We start from the raw sequence: 15,698 nt of genomic DNA on the forward strand, positions 1-15,698 counted from the left end.
GGCGAAGTTTGGAACTAACCGAAGAAATCGATGTTCTTTTGAGCGTATGAAGCCCATTGTTCTGGCACGCTGTCGCCTGAGAAGATTGCGCTAACTGGGCATTCTGGTTCGCAAGCGCCACAATCGATACATTCGTCTGGGTTGATGTAGTATTGGTCTTCACCTTCGTAGATACAGTCAACTGGACAAACTTTGACACAGGCTGAATCTTTGGTGCCGATACATGGTTCTGCAATTACGTATGCCATTGTTGATGCTCCTTCGCGCTGCGGCGATAACTTCATACTTGTTTTCTGAATATAGTGTAGCAAGCTCCTCGCCATGCTTCTGTAACTTTAGTCACATAATGAGAATGATTCTAATAAAGACGGTAAAATCAGGGTTTTTAGTCTATATTCAAGCAGTATTGATCCACGAAGCACACGAAGGACAGAAACCGCGAAGATCGCGAAGATCGCGAAGGTTGCGTTTTGAGCCACGAATTCCACGAATGGCACGAATATGTATTTTTTTGCCACAGATTGGCACAGATGTGTAGAATTAGGTTCTCGCCAGCCCATAGCCTCATGCCCTGATCGCTGTCCCCTGACCCCTATTTTGATTTCAGACTTTTGATTTCTGACTTCATAATTCATCCCTCATCCTTCATCCTTCATCACTACTAACTAGCCTCGTATCTATAGAAGTTGCTTGCCTCACTATGCTACAATAACGCTGATTATGTAATTGGTCCTGCAATGAGGGTAGTCCATGTCAACCTATGTGATCGACGGTCAGGAACTGCATATCCGCGATAACCGTCGCAATGCCCCTGTTGCCTTGTTAATTCATGGCTGGTCAAGCTCGTGGTTTACCTGGACGCCGCTGCTGCAAGCCTTAGGCACCCGCTATTCGTATATGGCGGTCGATTTGCCAGGCTATGGGCGGTCGCCTGCACCGAAGCATCCAATTACAATTGAATGGTATGCTGATTTGATGGCCAAACTGATCGAAGAAGCTAGCGATCGGCCTGTGGTGGTGCTTGGCCACTCGATGGGCGGCCAAATTGCCATGACCTTGGCGTTGCGCCACCCGATGTTGGTCGAACGCTTGATTTTGCTCAATCCAGTAGTGAGTGGCCGCTTATCGACCTTTATCAATTTATTTGTGGCGCCGCATATTTTGCTTGAACGCACCCGCTTGGGCGGTAAAATATTAAGCTACCTCGAAAATACTCCCTTGAGCTATATCAATCAGTTGATGAAGCCAATTTTATTTGCCGAACGCGCCGCAATTTCGCAACAAGATTACGATCGGATTCGGGCTGATGCTCGTCGGCCTGGCCAAGGCGCCGTGCGCGCTGCCTGTTACGAAGCTATGAAAATGGGCGATTTGCGCGGCAAACTCAAGCAAATTCAGCCACCAGCCCAAGTTATTTGGGGCGCTGAAGATAACACTGTGCCTTTGCGCGATGCTGGCGCAGTTGCCGACGAATGGACGGAAGCTGATTTGCGCTTGATTCCGAATGCTGGCCATTGGCCGCATTTTGAGCAATACGAAACGACCATGCGCTATATTGCTTCGTTTTTGGGCTTGCCAATTTTACCCAGCCTGCCCAATGCCCAAGTGCAGCAACAACGCGACCTTGATGTGGGCGAAATTGCTCAGTTTCTCTCGAATACTGAGTTGGGTCAAGATCTCAGCGAAGCACAACGGATGCGGGTAGCCGGCTTGTGCCATCAACATCATTTTGCGCCCCAAGATATTTTGGCGCTTGAAGATTCAAGCGGCGACGAGCTGTTTATTGTGCAAGATGGTCAAGTTGATGTGCTGGTGCGTATCAGCAACGAACTGGGGATTGAGGAATCGCGGCGGGTTAATGTGCTGATGGCTGGCCAAATTGCTGGCGAAATGGCCTTAATTCAAGGCAAAGGTGGTCGCCGCACTGCCGATTTACGCGCTGGTAAATCGGGGGCAACCGTGCTTTCGATCGATAGCCGCTACCTGTTTGCCTTGTTTGAGGATGATGCCTCGCTTGGCCTGAAGTTAATGCAGAATCTGGCTCGTTCGTTGGTGCAGCGGCTGCGAGTGCAAAATTGGCAATTACAACTGGCTGAACAGCGTGCTGAGGTGCATCGCTGATCAACTATTATGGTTTGAACAATCGATTTGACTCAGATATGTTTTCATTTGTTTATTGTGATCACCTTCCCTCCGCCCTGCCTCAAGGCGGAGAACGCAAGGGGTTTTCATCCCCCTGCACCGCCTAAAGCACGATTTGTGGACGTCATAGATCTAACGAGGTATCTGAAACTGTATTTTTCGTCTCGAAATAAACGTCACTGTTTTACCAGTGGCGTTTTTCGTGTACCATTTGGCATGAACTTCAGATTGCATGGTGCTGTATGAATCGTCAACGAATAATTGGGCTTGCTGGATTGCTTGGGCTAGCGGTGTTGATCTTAATCTTGCCGCACAGCCGTTTTTGGTTTGCGGCGCTGGTTTGTACGCTGGCCCCAGGTTATCTGCTAGAACGCTGGCTTGATTTGGAGCTAGCGCCATTGGTGCGCCCAAGCCTCTGGATTGGCCTAAGTTTGGCCGTCTGGCCACTAGGCTATGTCTGGTTAACCACGTTTGGTCTAGCTTTCAGCGTTGGCATGATTACGTTTATCGCCTTTGGCTTGGTTGGCGGGGTTGTTTGGCGTATCTGGCGCGAGGGCGAACAGCCTTGGGTCTTGCCAGCGCCAGTGCCAATTCTTGGCTTGACATTATTGATTGTGAGCTTCGCGATTAGCACCAGAATTAGCCATATTCGCAATGTAGCGTTTCCGCCATGGGTCGATTCAATTCACCATGCCACGATTATGCGGGTGATTGCTGAGAGTGGCCAAGTGCCCTATTCGTTGCGGCCTTATCTGCCAGTTGATAATTTTGGCTATCACTGGGGTTTTCATTCAACTGCTGCCACAATCTACAACTTAAGCGGCATGAGCATTCCGCAATTTATGCTATGGTATGGCCAATTTTTAGGCGTACTGATTGTGATTTCGGTTGGCAGTGCGACGATTGGCCTGACCAAAAGCCCAATTGCTGGTTTAGCTGCTGCGACCATGACGGGCTTTATCTCGATTATGCCCGCCTATTATCTCAGTTGGGGCCGTTATACCTTGCTTGCTGGCTTGGCAATGGTTCCGGTGGTTTTGCTATTGGCGTGGGTTGCGATGGATCGCAGCGATCGTAAAGGCCTGATTTTATTGACAATTGCCATTGGTGGGCTGTTGCCGACCCACTTTGTGGCGGCAGGTTTTGCCTTGTTATGGTGTGTCGCGGTCTGGTTGGGGCGTGATGTTTGGTCCGAGCAACGCTGGAGGGTGCTGGGCAATCAAGCGGCAGCAGTTGGGATGGCAATTTTGTTGATGTCGCCATGGCTGGCCTTGTTGATTAGCGAAATTCAGCCTGCAGGGAGTGGCACGCCTAAACAACTGGTTGGCGGCGGCTACAACACCTACGAAGCTGCTAAAGGCCTGTATTGGACATGGAATAATCTTCAGATCTTCTTAGTAAGTTTGTTGGCGGCTTGGGTTGGGTTGTTGAAGCAATGGCGTTTGGTATTGATTAACAGCCTTTGGGCGCTGCTGGTGATGCTATTTGCCAATCCGGTTGTACTTGGTTTGCCCTATCTCTCGTTTTTCAACAACAACATTGTGGCTTTGGCAATTTTTCTGCCGATTAGTTTATGGTTTGGCTTTGGGGTTGCTTCATTAGACCAAGGCTTGAGCCAACATCTTAAAGTGGGCGTGGCCCGAGGGTGGCGAGCGATTCGCACTGCAATCTTGGCAATAACCGTGCTGATTTCTGCTTCAAAAATGCATAACGTGATCAACGATGGCACAATTATCGCCAAAGCCGATGATTTAACTGCCCTGAATTGGATTGTGCAGCGCATTCCCAAAAATGCCCGTTTTGCGATCAATACTGAAGGTTGGCTCTACGACGTAGCGCGCGGCAGCGATGGCGGCTGGTGGATTTTGCCCTATGCTGGCTTGCAGGTGAGCACTCCGCCGGTGGTTTACAACCAAGGAACCTTTGAGTATATCGATGCAGTTGAGGCAGAAACAGGCTGGTTGCGCAACGCTAGCGATAAACCGCCAAGCGAGCTAGCTCAGTGGATGCGCGACCATGACTATGATTATGCCTATGCGACGATTGATGGCAAGATCTTCAACCAAGCAAAATTAGCCAATACGCCGGAATTTGAATTGGTGTATGAAAATGCGAGTGTGGCAATTTATCTGCGGAAATAAGCGCGGCTGGGTTTGCTCTAGCCGCGCTGAGGAAGCTTAGGCAGCAGGCGCCGCTGCGTAGGGCAATAAATCGTAGCGCTCTTGCAAACGATCAATATACATCATTTGATAGAGCACGGCATCTTCGACGTGATCATGGCGTTGGCGCAGATGCTCCAATTCTTGATATTTGTTTGTATCGTGAGTAGCGTCTAATTGTTGTTCCAAATCGACGACAGCATGTTCAAGATCATCGAGTTCCCATACGAGATCTTGCAGTTTGCTGCGCTCATCTTTGAGTTGACGCAAAAGCTGAGTATGGGCAGCAGGCAATCGCATATGCATTGGGAAAACCCTCTTGGTAAGTAGAGAACGTGCCATAAGCTAAAGCTTAGAAAGTGCAATAGGTTACTTAACAACCTTGCTACTTCTATCATATCATGTTCCAACAAGAGACTTTGGTATGATTCGGTTAACTCCAAATGGGTAGCCAAGCGCCTATCCAAAGGGTGATAGCTGGTTGCACCGTTTAAACCAAACCCAAGCCGCTTGGGTGTTGGCTTGGGCTGTTGATAGATGTTCATTTTTTAGCGCTATATAGTTAACGATTGAACCCCAAAAGCGTGGATGGCACTGCTTACTTGGCCATTTCACCTTCGCCGATGCGGCCACCATAGCGGCGTTCGCGATTGCCAAAATTGCTCACGGCCTCGCGAAATTGGTCGGGGCCAAAATCGGGCCACAGCAAGGGAGTCATATAATATTCGCTATAAGCTGCTTGCCAAATCAAAAAGTTGCTTAGGCGTTGCTCGCCGCTGGTGCGCACAATCAAATCTGGGTCGGGAATGCCCGAGGTATACAAGTGGCCGGCGATCATCTCGTCGCTAATATCGTCTGGATTGATGCCTTTGGCCACAATTTCGCGCACTGCATTAACAATATCAGCGCGTCCACCATAGTTGAAGGCGACTGAAAGGGTCAAGGCTGTATTCTTGGCAGTCATGGTAATGGCATTTTGAATTTTTTTGGCCAGCGCTGAATCAACGCCATCGAGCGTGCCAAGTAAGTGCAAGCGCACCCCTTCGGCGTGCAACTCACGCAACTCGCGGTCGAGATATTCGGCCATAATCCGCATCAATCCGCGCACTTCCCACGATGGGCGTTTCCAATTTTCGGTTGAAAAAGCATAAATCGTGAGGTAAGGAATGCCCAAGGCAATCGCCTCGCGCACGATCCGTTTGATATTGCCTGTGCCAGCATGATGCCCTGCCAGACGGGGGAGGCCGCGGCCTTGGGCCCAACGGCCATTGCCATCCATAATTATTGCCACATGGCGGGGTGCGATAGCAGTTTCAAGTTGTTGTACGGTCATAGATCTAAAGACCTCATCAATTTAAGCGTTTGTCTAGCATTCGTTGTAGGGTAGCGAATATACTACCATTGTTGCAAGCACTCGCGTGCAATATATGCGAAACTAGGCCTGATCGACTATTTTTCGCAAGCGAGGGCATGGCGATGTTACTCAAAGGGCTTATTTTAGGCTTTTCGATTGCTGCACCAGTTGGGCCAATTGGGGTGTTGTGCATTCGACGCAGCCTAATTCATGGCCGCTTGGCGGGCTTTTTATCGGGCTTGGGCGCGGCGACTGCCGATGGATTGTATGGGTTGCTAGCGGCGTTTGGCTTGGCGACAGCGCTGAACAATGTGAATCAAGATTCTGTTTGGTTGTTTGGGCTGCGAATTGTTGGAGGACTATTTCTGGGCTATCTGGCAATTAAAACCATGCTCAGTCGGCCTGCAACTGAAGGTGCGAGCGCGCAAGCAGATAATTTATGGGCGATGTATGCCTCGACGTTCTTTTTGACCTTGACCAATCCCATGACGATTTTATCGTTTGCGACCGTGTTTGCTGGCTTGGGGCTTACGGCCTATGGCTGGGAGAGCGTTTGGTTGGTGGTTGGAGTAACTGTTGGCTCGGCCTTATGGTGGTTGCTGTTGAGTGGCGGCGTGAGCTTGTTGCGTGAGCGAATGCAAGGCTACGGCGTTTGGATCAATCGGATTTCAGGCATAATTATTTTGGGCTTTGCGCTGGTGGTGGTACTTGGAGCTTAAATACAAAGCGGGTGTTGGTTCGAGCCAACACCCGCAATTTCAAAAACTATTGTTTGCCCATTTTTGCTTTGAGCGCAGCCAATTCGTCTTCAACGGCGGTATCGCGTTCGAGGTCGGCGAAGCGAGCTTCGAGCGAGCCACCTTCAAGTTTTGACATCGCGTCAGCTTGGGCCAAGCGATCATCGACCCGTTCTTCCATTTGGGACAATTTATCCATCGCATTGAGGTTGCCCAAACCTTGAACTGTGCGTTGAATCGCTTCTTGAGTTTCGGCGCGATTCTTCTTGGCGATAATCAATTCTTTCTTGGCTTTGGCTTCTGACAAGCGTGATTCAAGACTGACCAAGGCTTTTTGGAGTTGTTCCACTTGTTCGTCTTGTTGTTCGTATTGTTGACGATAGGTATCAGCCATTTTTTGAGCATTGGTTTTGCGGCCTAAGGCAGCTTTTGCCAATTCATCGTCGCTTGCGCGAACCGCAGCTTCAGCCTTGGATTGCCATTGATCAGCTTCGGTTTGGAATGTCACCATCTTGTTGTGCAATTTGGTTTCATCGGCCATGGCGGATGCAACAGCGGTTTTGGCTTCGTACAGTTGTTCTTGCAATTGCCGCATGTACTCGTTGACCATTTTTTCAGGGTCTTCGGCCTTATCCAACATCGTATTGAGATTAGCGCTAACCAGGTCGCGAACACGGCTCAACAACGACATAGGAATTCCTCCTTAGCTAAAACACAAAGACTGTGTGAATTCATTCTAGCACACCGCGCTGGCGGTTCTCAAGTAGTACGCGCCTTTTTCCAAAAAGTTACAATGGTTTTTTGGATGGTGTGCCAACCGTGCGTGGATAGGTCAATGGGGTCGCAGCTATTTTGTCAACGACGACAAGTGAACGGACAGGCTCGGCTGGAATGTTGACATTGTAGACCGCCCGTAATTGACCTCCAAGAATGGTTATGGCCTGTTCTGCATCTTGCACTTCAGGCTCAATGTCAAAGCCTTTTGGGGCAAGCCACATGCCACCAATTTTGCACAAGGGTAAACAGTATTCGGCAAGAGTTGCCAAATTGGCGACAGCGCGAGCGGTAACAAGCTCAAAATGCTCGCGCCAACGCCGTTCACGGCCAACAACTTCGGCCCGTTCGACCTCAACCAACACATGTTCGAGCTGCAATTCTTGGGCCACATGGCGCAAAAATTCGGCCTTCTTGCCAATTGATTCAATTAATAAAACTTCGGTTTCGGGCCACAAAATTGCCAAGGGAATGCCTGGCAAGCCTGCGCCTGAGCCAATATCAGCCAAACTGGCTGGCGCTTGTTGACAGGTTGTTGCCAACGAAAATGAATCTAACAGATGGCGCCGCGTTGCTTCGGGCAAGGTCGAGGGCGCAACCAAGTTCATGCGCTCGCTCCATTGGGTTAGCAACGTCACATACTGTTCGAGGCGGTCGATTTGGCTAGTGGAAAGGGTTAGTTCCCACTCAGCCAAGGTGGTTTGAAGTAGCTCACGATCAATCATTTTTGTTTTGATAACCTATAGTGCATTTCGGCTTGCTCGTATAAGCCTAGATTATCATAAACCCGCCCGATTGCTGCATGCAGCAGTTGCGGGCGGCGGCTGGTTGGCAGCGCTGCCTTCCATTGCTTCACCGCAGCGGCGGGAAAATCGCGGTCGCTATACATTTGGGCCAATCGTTCGCGATCAAGCTTGCGTTCAGGTGTAAGAAAATTTTCGAAGGAATGACCACATTCGCAAATCCAATTTTCGCGTACATCGAGCACATGACCACAATTGGGGCAATCGAAGGTCTGTTCGGTGCCACAATTGCTACATTCACCAGTGCTTTGGGTTGGCGTGCCACAAAATGCGCAGGGCGCTTCGAGATTTTGCGGCGGCTTTGGCACATTGCTGGTTGGGCTGCTCGCGACCGCGCTTGGCTCGGGGCTAACTTCAGTCACCATTGGGGCAAACCCAAAGCCTGGTAGTGGCTGATCAAGCTCGATTGGCAGTGGTTGGAACATTTCCGCAGGTGGTTCATCGAAACTTGCTGGAGTGCCGACAATTGGTGGCGGCGCTGAAATGATTGGAGCTGGCGTTGGCGCGACGGCTGGCGCTGGTGGCGGGGTTGGCGCGGCTGGTGGCCTATGTGGCTCGAAGGTCGAAAGAAAATCGGCAGCTTCGCTTTGGGCTAGCTCTTCGAGGCCGCGACGGGCAGCAGTATTATCGGGATTGATTGAAAGCACGATTTGCAGACAATCGCGTTTTTGGGTGCGCGTTTCGACAACGCCGCTGAGCCACAGCCACGCGGACTCGTTTTTGGAATCGGTCAGGAGCACTTTTTGCAGATGCTGGCGAGCAAGCTCACGTTGGCCTGCGCGCACAGCAGCGATGCCTTTGGCAAGTTCATCATCGATTGTCATAACGGTAATCCATCGCTAAAAAGACATTCATTGGCTATTTTTAAGGATACACCGATTTTGACATAGATTTGATTTGATGCAAGTAAGGATTGGCTAAAGAATTAGGATTGAGCCACTTGGCGATGAAATTCGGCCTCTTGGTTGCGGCCAATCTTATCGTAGGCCTGGGCCAACTTTCGGTGCAACATCACCACATGCGAGCCATCTTTGAGCGCTCGATCCCATTGGCGGGCGGCAGGCTCCCAGCGCTCCATCAAGGCATAGCGTTGGCCTAAGCCTTCGTGATCGATGCCATCGGGAAAGAAAATGTAGTGGCGTAAACCCTCGCCACATGGGCAGCGGGTGGTTTCCCATAAGTTAATTGTACTATCACATGAGGGGCAAGTGAGAATCGTATTTTCGCCACAGACTTGGCAATCGAGCTTGCTGCTATCAGTATCCGAATGACAAAATGGACATTGAATCAATTTGCCATTGCTGCTCGCTGCCATTGAGATGGGTGGAGTTGGCTCTGGCATGGGCGCAGGTTTATTTTGCACTTCGAGGGCTGCGATGCCACGCTGGGCTGCTTCGTTACTAGGATTAATCAACAAAACCCGCACAAGGCAATCGCGGCGTTGCTCAGGCGTATCAACAATTGCGCTCATCCAGAGCCATGCTAGTTCGTTTCGTGCATTGAGCGCTATCACTTGGGTCAGAAAATCACGGGCTGTTGCGCGCTGGCCTGCTTTGGCGGCAGTAATCCCTTCAGCCAATAAATGCGTTTCATGCACGGACGACATAGGAACTCCTTCTATCGATAATCTAGCGTGGTTCGAGTGCGATCCATTCTTGCACTGGGCTAGCCACGTCGTTGCCTAATTGCTGGTGGTGTAACTCCCCTGCGTGAAATGACGAGCGGATGAATGGCCCGGCAAAGGTGGCACGAAAGCCCAATTGCTGGCCATAGTTGCGATACAACTCATAACGCTCAGGGGGAATATATTCGCTGACCGCGACATGGGTCAACGATGGTTGTAAATATTGGCCAATCGTGACCAGCTCTACCCCAACCTGTTTGAGATCGTCCATGGTTTGGTAGATTTCGCTGGTTGTTTCTCCCAAGCCCACCATAAACCCCGATTTGGTGCTAATCTGGGGGGCGAATTCACGACTGCGGGCCAATAACGCTAATGATCGGTCATAATCGCCTTGGGCGCGGACACTCTTAAAGACGCTGCGCACGGTTTCGATATTGTGATTGAGCACATGTGGCTCGGCATCCAAGACTGTTTTGAGTGCATCGGCATCGCCCTTGAAATCGGGAATCAAGACCTCGATTTCGGCCTCAGGCAAGCGTTGGCGAATTGCGTTGATGGTGCGGGCAAAGTGACGTGCGCCACCATCCTTTACATCATCGCGCGCTACAGCAGTTACTACCACATATTTTAAGCCCAAGCGCGCAGCAGCTTCAGCCACGTTATTTGGTTCACGTGGATCAAGCGGAAAGGGCTTGGCGGTGGTGACGTCACAATAATGACAACGCCGCGTACAGCGATCGCCGCCGATCATAAATGTGGCAGTGCCTTGACCAAAACACTCGGCGATATTCGGACACGAGGCTTCTTCACACACAGTATTGAGATTGAGATCACGCAGCAGTTGGCGGACATTGCGCAACTCTGGTGAAAGCACGGGTTTGCGTAACCACTCTGGTTTACGCTGACGATGCGGTGTTGATGGCATACCAACCTCACGTTAAGCAGCACATGCAGCAGTGCAAGTGACGGCAGACGAATGTGGTTCCAGCTTGCCTAAGCCAGCGATAACCCTCACTCGCTATTGTAAAAAATTATTTAAGCGATTGCGATAACCCAAAAGCACCACTTTGGCCTAACGGCGATCCTGCCCATATGGGGGACATTGGCGCGATTTTTAGCGCAGGCGAAAGCCAAAAAGCTCAAGGATTGGCTTGCTAATCTGCGCCAAGTATAGCACGAACTTAGTTCATTGAACCAAGCGGCTGTGCTATAATTTAACGAGATGTGGCAAGCAAGGAACTGGTGTTTTCATGGCCAAACAACGTACAATTTTCGTGTGTCAACAATGTGATGCACAGTTTCCCCGTTGGATGGGCCGCTGTACCGAATGTGGCGCTTGGGATAGTTTGGTTGAACAAATTGTCACGAAGTCAGCAGGTACGACAGTCGGTAGTACTCGTTCACCTCTAGGAGTGAGCGAGCCATTACGCTTGCCGGATATTCAACTTGGCGATGTGCAACGCTTGCCAGTTCGTGGCAGTGAATTTGCTCGCGTGCTTGGCGGCGGGATTGTGCCCGGCTCGTTGGTGCTGATTGGCGGCGATCCAGGCATTGGTAAATCGACCTTGCTGCTTGAACAAAGCGCTGCTTTGGCCGAAACTGCTGGCGATGTGCTGTATATTTCTGCGGAAGAATCGCAGCAACAAATTAAGTTGCGGGCTACGCGGCTTGGTTTAGCTGCTGAGCGTTTATATATTTTGGCTGAAACCAGCCTTGATATCGCAATTGCTACCATCGAACGCATGAAACCAGTCTTGGTGATTGTCGACTCGATTCAAACCGTGTATAGCGAAGATGTCACCTCGGCGGCAGGTAGCGTTTCGCAAGTGCGCGAAGGCGCGTTGCGGCTGCAACGGGTGGCCAAGCAACACAATATTTCAATTATGCTGGTTGGCCACGTCACCAAAGAGGGCGCGATTGCTGGGCCACGGGTGCTTGAGCACATTGTTGATGTGGTGTTGTACCTTGAAGGTGAGCGCTTTCATCAATATCGTTTGTTGCGCAGCGTCAAAAATCGCTTTGGCTCCACCAACGAAGTTGGGGTTTTCGAGATGAATCAAGGTGGCATGGTCGAAGTTACCAATCCATCGCAGATTTTCTTGGCCGAGCGCAGCACCAACTCGCCTGGCTCGGCGGTGGCGGTGATGTTAGAAGGCACACGTCCATTATTATTGGAAGTGCAAGCCCTGACCAGTCACACCGCCAATGCCCAACCGCGGCGCACTGCTAATGGCTTTGATCAAAACCGCTTGGCGATGATTATTGCTGTGCTCTCAAAGCGGGTTGGCGTGCCATTGTTCAATCAGGATATTTATGTTAATGTGGTAGGCGGTTTGAAAGTGACCGAGCCAGCGATCGATCTTGCTGTAGCGACGGCGATTACTTCATCATTTCGGAACCAGCGAGTTGAACCAAATACCGTCTTAATTGGTGAAATTGGGCTTTCGGGCGAATTGCGTTCGGTGAGCCAGCTTGATCGGCGTTTGAATGAGGCGGCCAAGCTTGGTTTTCATAATGCAATTGTGCCGCAGATCGATGCCTTACCGCAGATCGACGCGTTTCAGGTTACTGGCATTCGTTCATTAGTTGAAGCAGTTCGCGCTGCTTTAATTGGTGCTCCGCGACCATCACCTGGTGAGCCGCCAACCGCGAAGGCAGCAACTGACCATGATGATTAAGCGTAAATTGTGGATGTGCTCACGAGGAGATTTATGACGATTTCGGAAAAAAAGCCTGTTAACAGAAATCGCTTACTTAGCATTGATTTTTGGGTTCGAATTTTGGGCATGGTCGTGTTGGGCTATGTTGGTTGGTATTTTAGCTCGCGTTCGGCGAGCAATCCCGCCACCGAAGATGAAATTTTAGCAATGCAATTGCTCACACTTTCTGGTGCTGGCTTGGGCTTGTTAATTACCCACCGGATGATCTTATACCCGATTCGCAATGTTAACCAACGGTTGCGCAAGAGTAGCGCTCAAGAATTAATTGCTTTGGGCTTGGGTACTCTCTTGGGTGTCGTGATAGGCGCACTATTAGCGGTTCCACTGAGCAATTTGCCTGGGCTACTCGGCAATTATTTGCCAGCAATTGCCAGCTTCTTGGCGATCTATTTTAGCATTATGGGTTTTGAATATCAGAAGAAAAACTTGGCTAACTTTAGCGTTTCATTGCAAACCGCCAAAGCCCGTCCGGTTAAAGAAGCTGTGCCAATGCGCCGCACCTGTTTGGTTGATACCAGCGCGATTATCGATGGGCGGGTCTTAGCAGTTGTGCGAAGTGGTTTTCTTGATGGCATTTTAGTCGTGCCGCGCTTTGTCTTGAACGAATTGCAGCTCTTGGCCGATTCGAGCGATGATATGAAGCGCATGCGTGGTCGGCGTGGCCTCGATATGCTAGAAGAAATTCGCAAAGACGACCAATTGCGACTTGAAATGCCCAATGAAGATATTGCCAATGCGCGCGGCGTTGACCAAAAATTGGTCACGTTGGCGTTGCAAGATGGCCATGCCTTGATTACCAACGATAAGAACTTGAGCCAAGTTGCCGAATTGCAAGGCGTGCAGGTGCTCAATTTAAATGTGCTTTCCGATGCGGTGCGCCCACCAGTTGGCGCTGGCGAAATGTTGGTGGTGAAAGTACGTGAAGAGGGCCGCGAGCGCGAACAAGGCATTGGCTATCTCGAAGATGGCACAATGGTTGTGGTCGAAGATGCGCGCGAACGAATTGGCGATGAAGTTCGGGTGATCGTCAGTCGGGTTTGGACCAACGATCGGGGCCGCATGGTCTTTGGGCGAATTATGGGCAGTGCTGGGGCATTTTACGGGGGCAAAAACGATGCGGGCAATTATCCAGCGCGTAGCTAGTGCCAGCGTCACCGTTGCCGAACAGCTAGTTGGCCAGATTAACGCTGGCCTTTTGGTGTTGCTGGCGGTTAGCCCCAGCGATAGCCCTGATGATTTGCGCAAACTGGCAGATAAAATTCTCACCTTGCGGATCTTCCCCGATGACCAAGATCGCTTTGATCGTTCGTTAATCGATTGTCACGGCGAATTATTGGTGGTTTCGCAATTTACGCTCTATGCTGATACCCGCAAAGGCCGCCGCCCATCGTTTGTTGGGGCGGCAGCGCCAGCCTTGGCCGAACCGATGGTCGAACAGTTTATTGCCTATTGTCGTGAGCAAGGCATTACAACCGCCAGCGGCCAATTTGGTGCGGCAATGCAGGTGCACCTGATCAACGATGGGCCTGTGACGATTATATTGGATACAGCGGAGTGGCAGCATGGCCGAGGCTGATGAGGCTGAGCAGGTTTTAGTTGAATTGGCGCAGAGCCTGCATCGCCATCGGCTCAACGGCGTAGCCCAATTGTTCTTACGATCGGGCCATGTTGCCAGCATTGTTTTGAGCCAGCTGTGTTTATTTGGCCAAGCATTTGTGCCAAGCCCGCTACGACAGAGGCTCGCAAGCTATGCCAATGCCTTAGAAACAGAGGCTAGTTGGCAACGCTTAATTGAGCATCTGAATGCCCTAGAAAGTTGACAAAGCATTAACGATGGGCTACACTCAGCGCAATTACGCCTAGTAGCCTACTTGCTTCAATCTGTGTCTGTTGTGAGGGCCAACCCGTGTCTCCTTTTGAGATTCTTGTCGTGTCACTCATCTTAACCCTAGCAATTGCCTTGCCCTTTGTGTATGCACGGCTAGTTACTGGTGGCCGTAAGATCAACCGCCGCCCTCTTCCCCCAATTGACCTGATCAATAGTGCTTTGGCACGGGCTGCTGAAACCGGCCAACCAATCCACGTTTCGCCTGGGAGTGGCTCGCTTGATGGCTCAACAATCAACCCAGAAACTTTAGCTGGTTTGGTTTTGGCCCAGCGCATCACCGACATTGCAGCGCGGCGTGGAGCGGGTATTTCGGCCTCAAGCGGCGATCCAATTGCCCATTTGGCCTTACGCGGCACGGTTCGGCGCGCCTATCGCGATGCTGGCTACAGCGAAGATTATCGGCCCGAACTGATTCAAATGCTGGCCGCGAATGATCCAATTGCCTTTTCAGTTGGCTTAAGTAATCGCGTTACCAGCGAACCAATGGAGGCTAGCATTACGGTTGGCTCATTTGAACAAGGCTACTTGTTGTTTGCCGAGCCAGGCCGCGCTAATAACATTTTGCAAATTGCTGGCACGACTGATCAGCAAGCCCTAACCGCAGCCTTACTAACTGCCAACGGGACACTATTAGGTGAGGAAATTTACGCCGCTGAGGCTTATATCGCCCCGACACCTTTAGGCTTTGCTCGCATCTTAACCCATGATGTCCTGCGTTCGGTCATTATTGGGATCATTATTTTTGGAATCATTTTGGTTTCTTTAGGCCAATTAGCAATCTTGCCACAAGATTTTCCATTGCTGCCTAGATAAAGGATGGGTGGGATGCGTCGAATTGACCTGCTCCGCAATCCAAAGCGCTTAATTCCTATTTTGATCGGCAGCGTTGCCGGTATTTTCGTTTTAATTGATCGGCTTTTTCCTGGGATTGGCAGCATTGCCAATGGCAGCCAAATTTTGCTCAATTGGGCAACGGTGATTGCTGCTTTTGCCCTAATTGCTGGTTCAACCAATGTTATTATTCATCATATTAAACGTTTAGCCTCGACCGATCCCAAACGCTGGTATAGCATTGCCTTGCTGTTGGGCGTGATTATTCCACCAGCCTTAGCCGTGTATGGCTATAGCACCCAAGGCCGCGCCAATGTCTTAGAGCTTGGTTTGTTTCAAGATGTGATTCGCTGGGTTTATGCGCCAATCAGCATTAGCCTCTTGGCGTTGCTGACATTTTTTGGTTTAACTGCGGCGATTCATGCCTTTGGAGCCGGCCAACGTGAAGCAATTATCGTGGTGAGCGTTGCCTTGCTATTTCTGGTGTTGCAATTGCCAGTGCTGGCTGGGTTGCCCTATTTGGGCGAAACCTTGGGCTGGATTCAACGCTACATTGTGATGGCTGGCCTACGCGGCCTCATCTTTGGGTCGGCAATTGGCGCCATCGTTGCCAGTATTCGCATCTTACTTGGGATTGACCTCCCATATTTGGATCGCTAGGAGGCG

General features: G+C 50.5%; 17 protein-coding genes. 9 read left to right on the forward strand and 8 right to left on the reverse strand.

Annotated features, from left to right (window positions below):
• Positions 1 to 14: 14 nt before the first annotated feature.
• Positions 15 to 248 carry an indolepyruvate ferredoxin oxidoreductase subunit alpha gene (locus tag SE18_RS22785; RefSeq protein WP_054536771.1) on the reverse strand — a complete coding sequence of 78 codons (234 nt, stop codon included), beginning with the start codon at positions 246 to 248 and terminating at the stop codon, positions 15 to 17.
• A gap of 502 nt (positions 249 to 750) precedes the next feature.
• On the opposite strand from SE18_RS22785, the gene SE18_RS22795 reads away from it, so the two are divergent.
• Both SE18_RS22795 and SE18_RS22800 read left to right on the forward strand, forming a co-directional pair.
• The gene (locus SE18_RS22795) at positions 751 to 2,121 is read left to right on the forward strand and encodes an alpha/beta fold hydrolase (protein WP_054536773.1); all 1,371 of its coding nucleotides are present in this window, start codon (positions 751 to 753) and stop codon (positions 2,119 to 2,121) included.
• A 263-nt stretch (positions 2,122 to 2,384) separates the two neighbouring features.
• Positions 2,385 to 4,283 (forward strand): hypothetical protein, encoded by a 1,899-nt coding sequence (locus SE18_RS22800; protein WP_054536774.1) that lies wholly within the window; start codon positions 2,385 to 2,387, stop codon positions 4,281 to 4,283.
• A gap of 36 nt (positions 4,284 to 4,319) precedes the next feature.
• On the opposite strand, the gene SE18_RS22805 is transcribed toward SE18_RS22800, so the two are convergent.
• Positions 4,320 to 4,607 (reverse strand): hypothetical protein, encoded by a 288-nt coding sequence (locus SE18_RS22805; RefSeq protein WP_054536775.1) that lies wholly within the window; start codon positions 4,605 to 4,607, stop codon positions 4,320 to 4,322.
• Between the two features lie 292 nt (positions 4,608 to 4,899).
• Positions 4,900 to 5,634 (reverse strand): isoprenyl transferase, encoded by a 735-nt coding sequence (locus SE18_RS22810; RefSeq protein ID WP_054536776.1) that lies wholly within the window; start codon positions 5,632 to 5,634, stop codon positions 4,900 to 4,902.
• A 143-nt stretch (positions 5,635 to 5,777) separates the two neighbouring features.
• On the opposite strand from SE18_RS22810, the gene SE18_RS22815 reads away from it, so the two are divergent.
• Positions 5,778 to 6,374, forward strand: a complete 597-nt coding sequence (locus SE18_RS22815; protein ID WP_083470092.1) for a LysE family translocator — start codon at positions 5,778 to 5,780, stop codon at positions 6,372 to 6,374.
• Positions 6,375 to 6,420: 46 nt separating this feature from the next.
• Here the strand turns inward: SE18_RS22815 and SE18_RS22820 are convergent, their stop codons facing one another.
• From SE18_RS22820 to lipA, 5 genes are all read right to left on the reverse strand, one after another.
• Entirely contained in the window at positions 6,421 to 7,083 is a 663-nt protein-coding gene (locus SE18_RS22820) for a PspA/IM30 family protein (RefSeq protein WP_054536778.1), read from the reverse strand.
• Positions 7,084 to 7,180: 97 nt separating this feature from the next.
• Entirely contained in the window at positions 7,181 to 7,891 is a 711-nt protein-coding gene (rsmG, locus tag SE18_RS22825) for a 16S rRNA (guanine(527)-N(7))-methyltransferase RsmG (RefSeq protein WP_054536779.1), read from the reverse strand.
• Positions 7,888 to 8,793, reverse strand: a complete 906-nt coding sequence (locus tag SE18_RS22830) for a zinc ribbon domain-containing protein (RefSeq protein WP_054536780.1) — start codon at positions 8,791 to 8,793, stop codon at positions 7,888 to 7,890. Before SE18_RS22830 ends, rsmG begins: the two co-directional genes overlap by 4 nt.
• A 101-nt stretch (positions 8,794 to 8,894) precedes the next feature.
• Positions 8,895 to 9,575, reverse strand: coding sequence for a tetratricopeptide repeat protein (locus SE18_RS22835; protein ID WP_054536781.1), 681 nt, complete (start codon positions 9,573 to 9,575; stop codon positions 8,895 to 8,897).
• Between the two features lie 22 nt (positions 9,576 to 9,597).
• Positions 9,598 to 10,518, reverse strand: a complete 921-nt coding sequence (gene lipA, locus SE18_RS22840) for a lipoyl synthase (protein WP_054536782.1) — start codon at positions 10,516 to 10,518, stop codon at positions 9,598 to 9,600.
• A gap of 325 nt (positions 10,519 to 10,843) precedes the next feature.
• Here lipA and radA point away from each other — a divergent pair, with 325 nt between their 5' ends.
• The 6 genes from radA (at position 10,844) to SE18_RS22865 (ending at position 15,692) form a co-directional block, all read left to right on the forward strand.
• Positions 10,844 to 12,271 (forward strand): DNA repair protein RadA, encoded by a 1,428-nt coding sequence (gene radA / locus SE18_RS22845; protein WP_054536783.1) that lies wholly within the window; start codon positions 10,844 to 10,846, stop codon positions 12,269 to 12,271.
• Positions 12,272 to 12,304: 33 nt separating this feature from the next.
• On the forward strand, positions 12,305 to 13,456 hold the full coding sequence (locus SE18_RS26965; RefSeq protein ID WP_083470093.1) for a PIN/TRAM domain-containing protein: 1,152 nt from the start codon (positions 12,305 to 12,307) through the stop codon (positions 13,454 to 13,456).
• On the forward strand, positions 13,428 to 13,889 hold the full coding sequence (dtd, locus tag SE18_RS22850) for a D-aminoacyl-tRNA deacylase (protein WP_054536784.1): 462 nt from the start codon (positions 13,428 to 13,430) through the stop codon (positions 13,887 to 13,889). The genes SE18_RS26965 and dtd overlap by 29 nt, the downstream gene beginning before the upstream one ends.
• Positions 13,876 to 14,133: a hypothetical protein gene (locus SE18_RS22855; RefSeq protein ID WP_054536785.1), complete on the forward strand. Its 258-nt coding sequence runs from the start codon at positions 13,876 to 13,878 to the stop codon at positions 14,131 to 14,133. The genes dtd and SE18_RS22855 overlap by 14 nt, the downstream gene beginning before the upstream one ends.
• An 86-nt stretch (positions 14,134 to 14,219) precedes the next feature.
• The gene (locus tag SE18_RS22860; protein WP_330218473.1) at positions 14,220 to 15,014 is read left to right on the forward strand and encodes a DUF6754 domain-containing protein; all 795 of its coding nucleotides are present in this window, start codon (positions 14,220 to 14,222) and stop codon (positions 15,012 to 15,014) included.
• 12 nt (positions 15,015 to 15,026) lie between these two features.
• Positions 15,027 to 15,692, forward strand: coding sequence for a hypothetical protein (locus tag SE18_RS22865; RefSeq protein ID WP_054536787.1), 666 nt, complete (start codon positions 15,027 to 15,029; stop codon positions 15,690 to 15,692).
• Positions 15,693 to 15,698 lie beyond the last annotated feature (6 nt).

The sequence above is a fragment of the Herpetosiphon geysericola genome (genome assembly GCF_001306135.1).
Lineage (GTDB): Bacteria > Chloroflexota > Chloroflexia > Chloroflexales > Herpetosiphonaceae > Herpetosiphon > Herpetosiphon geysericola.

Coding starts and splice junctions, on each gene's coding strand:
- SE18_RS22785 (WP_054536771.1), bottom strand. CDS start 248: ATGGCATACGTAATTGCAGAACCATGTATCGGCACCAAAGATTCAGCC.
- SE18_RS22795 (WP_054536773.1), top strand. CDS start 751: ATGTCAACCTATGTGATCGACGGTCAGGAACTGCATATCCGCGATAAC.
- SE18_RS22800 (WP_054536774.1), top strand. CDS start 2,385: ATGAATCGTCAACGAATAATTGGGCTTGCTGGATTGCTTGGGCTAGCG.
- SE18_RS22805 (WP_054536775.1), bottom strand. CDS start 4,607: ATGCATATGCGATTGCCTGCTGCCCATACTCAGCTTTTGCGTCAACTC.
- SE18_RS22810 (WP_054536776.1), bottom strand. CDS start 5,634: ATGACCGTACAACAACTTGAAACTGCTATCGCACCCCGCCATGTGGCA.
- SE18_RS22815 (WP_083470092.1), top strand. CDS start 5,778: ATGTTACTCAAAGGGCTTATTTTAGGCTTTTCGATTGCTGCACCAGTT.
- SE18_RS22820 (WP_054536778.1), bottom strand. CDS start 7,083: ATGTCGTTGTTGAGCCGTGTTCGCGACCTGGTTAGCGCTAATCTCAAT.
- rsmG (WP_054536779.1), bottom strand. CDS start 7,891: ATGATTGATCGTGAGCTACTTCAAACCACCTTGGCTGAGTGGGAACTA.
- SE18_RS22830 (WP_054536780.1), bottom strand. CDS start 8,793: ATGACAATCGATGATGAACTTGCCAAAGGCATCGCTGCTGTGCGCGCA.
- SE18_RS22835 (WP_054536781.1), bottom strand. CDS start 9,575: ATGTCGTCCGTGCATGAAACGCATTTATTGGCTGAAGGGATTACTGCC.
- lipA (WP_054536782.1), bottom strand. CDS start 10,518: ATGCCATCAACACCGCATCGTCAGCGTAAACCAGAGTGGTTACGCAAA.
- radA (WP_054536783.1), top strand. CDS start 10,844: ATGGCCAAACAACGTACAATTTTCGTGTGTCAACAATGTGATGCACAG.
- SE18_RS26965 (WP_083470093.1), top strand. CDS start 12,305: ATGACGATTTCGGAAAAAAAGCCTGTTAACAGAAATCGCTTACTTAGC.
- dtd (WP_054536784.1), top strand. CDS start 13,428: ATGCGGGCAATTATCCAGCGCGTAGCTAGTGCCAGCGTCACCGTTGCC.
- SE18_RS22855 (WP_054536785.1), top strand. CDS start 13,876: ATGGCCGAGGCTGATGAGGCTGAGCAGGTTTTAGTTGAATTGGCGCAG.
- SE18_RS22865 (WP_054536787.1), top strand. CDS start 15,027: ATGCGTCGAATTGACCTGCTCCGCAATCCAAAGCGCTTAATTCCTATT.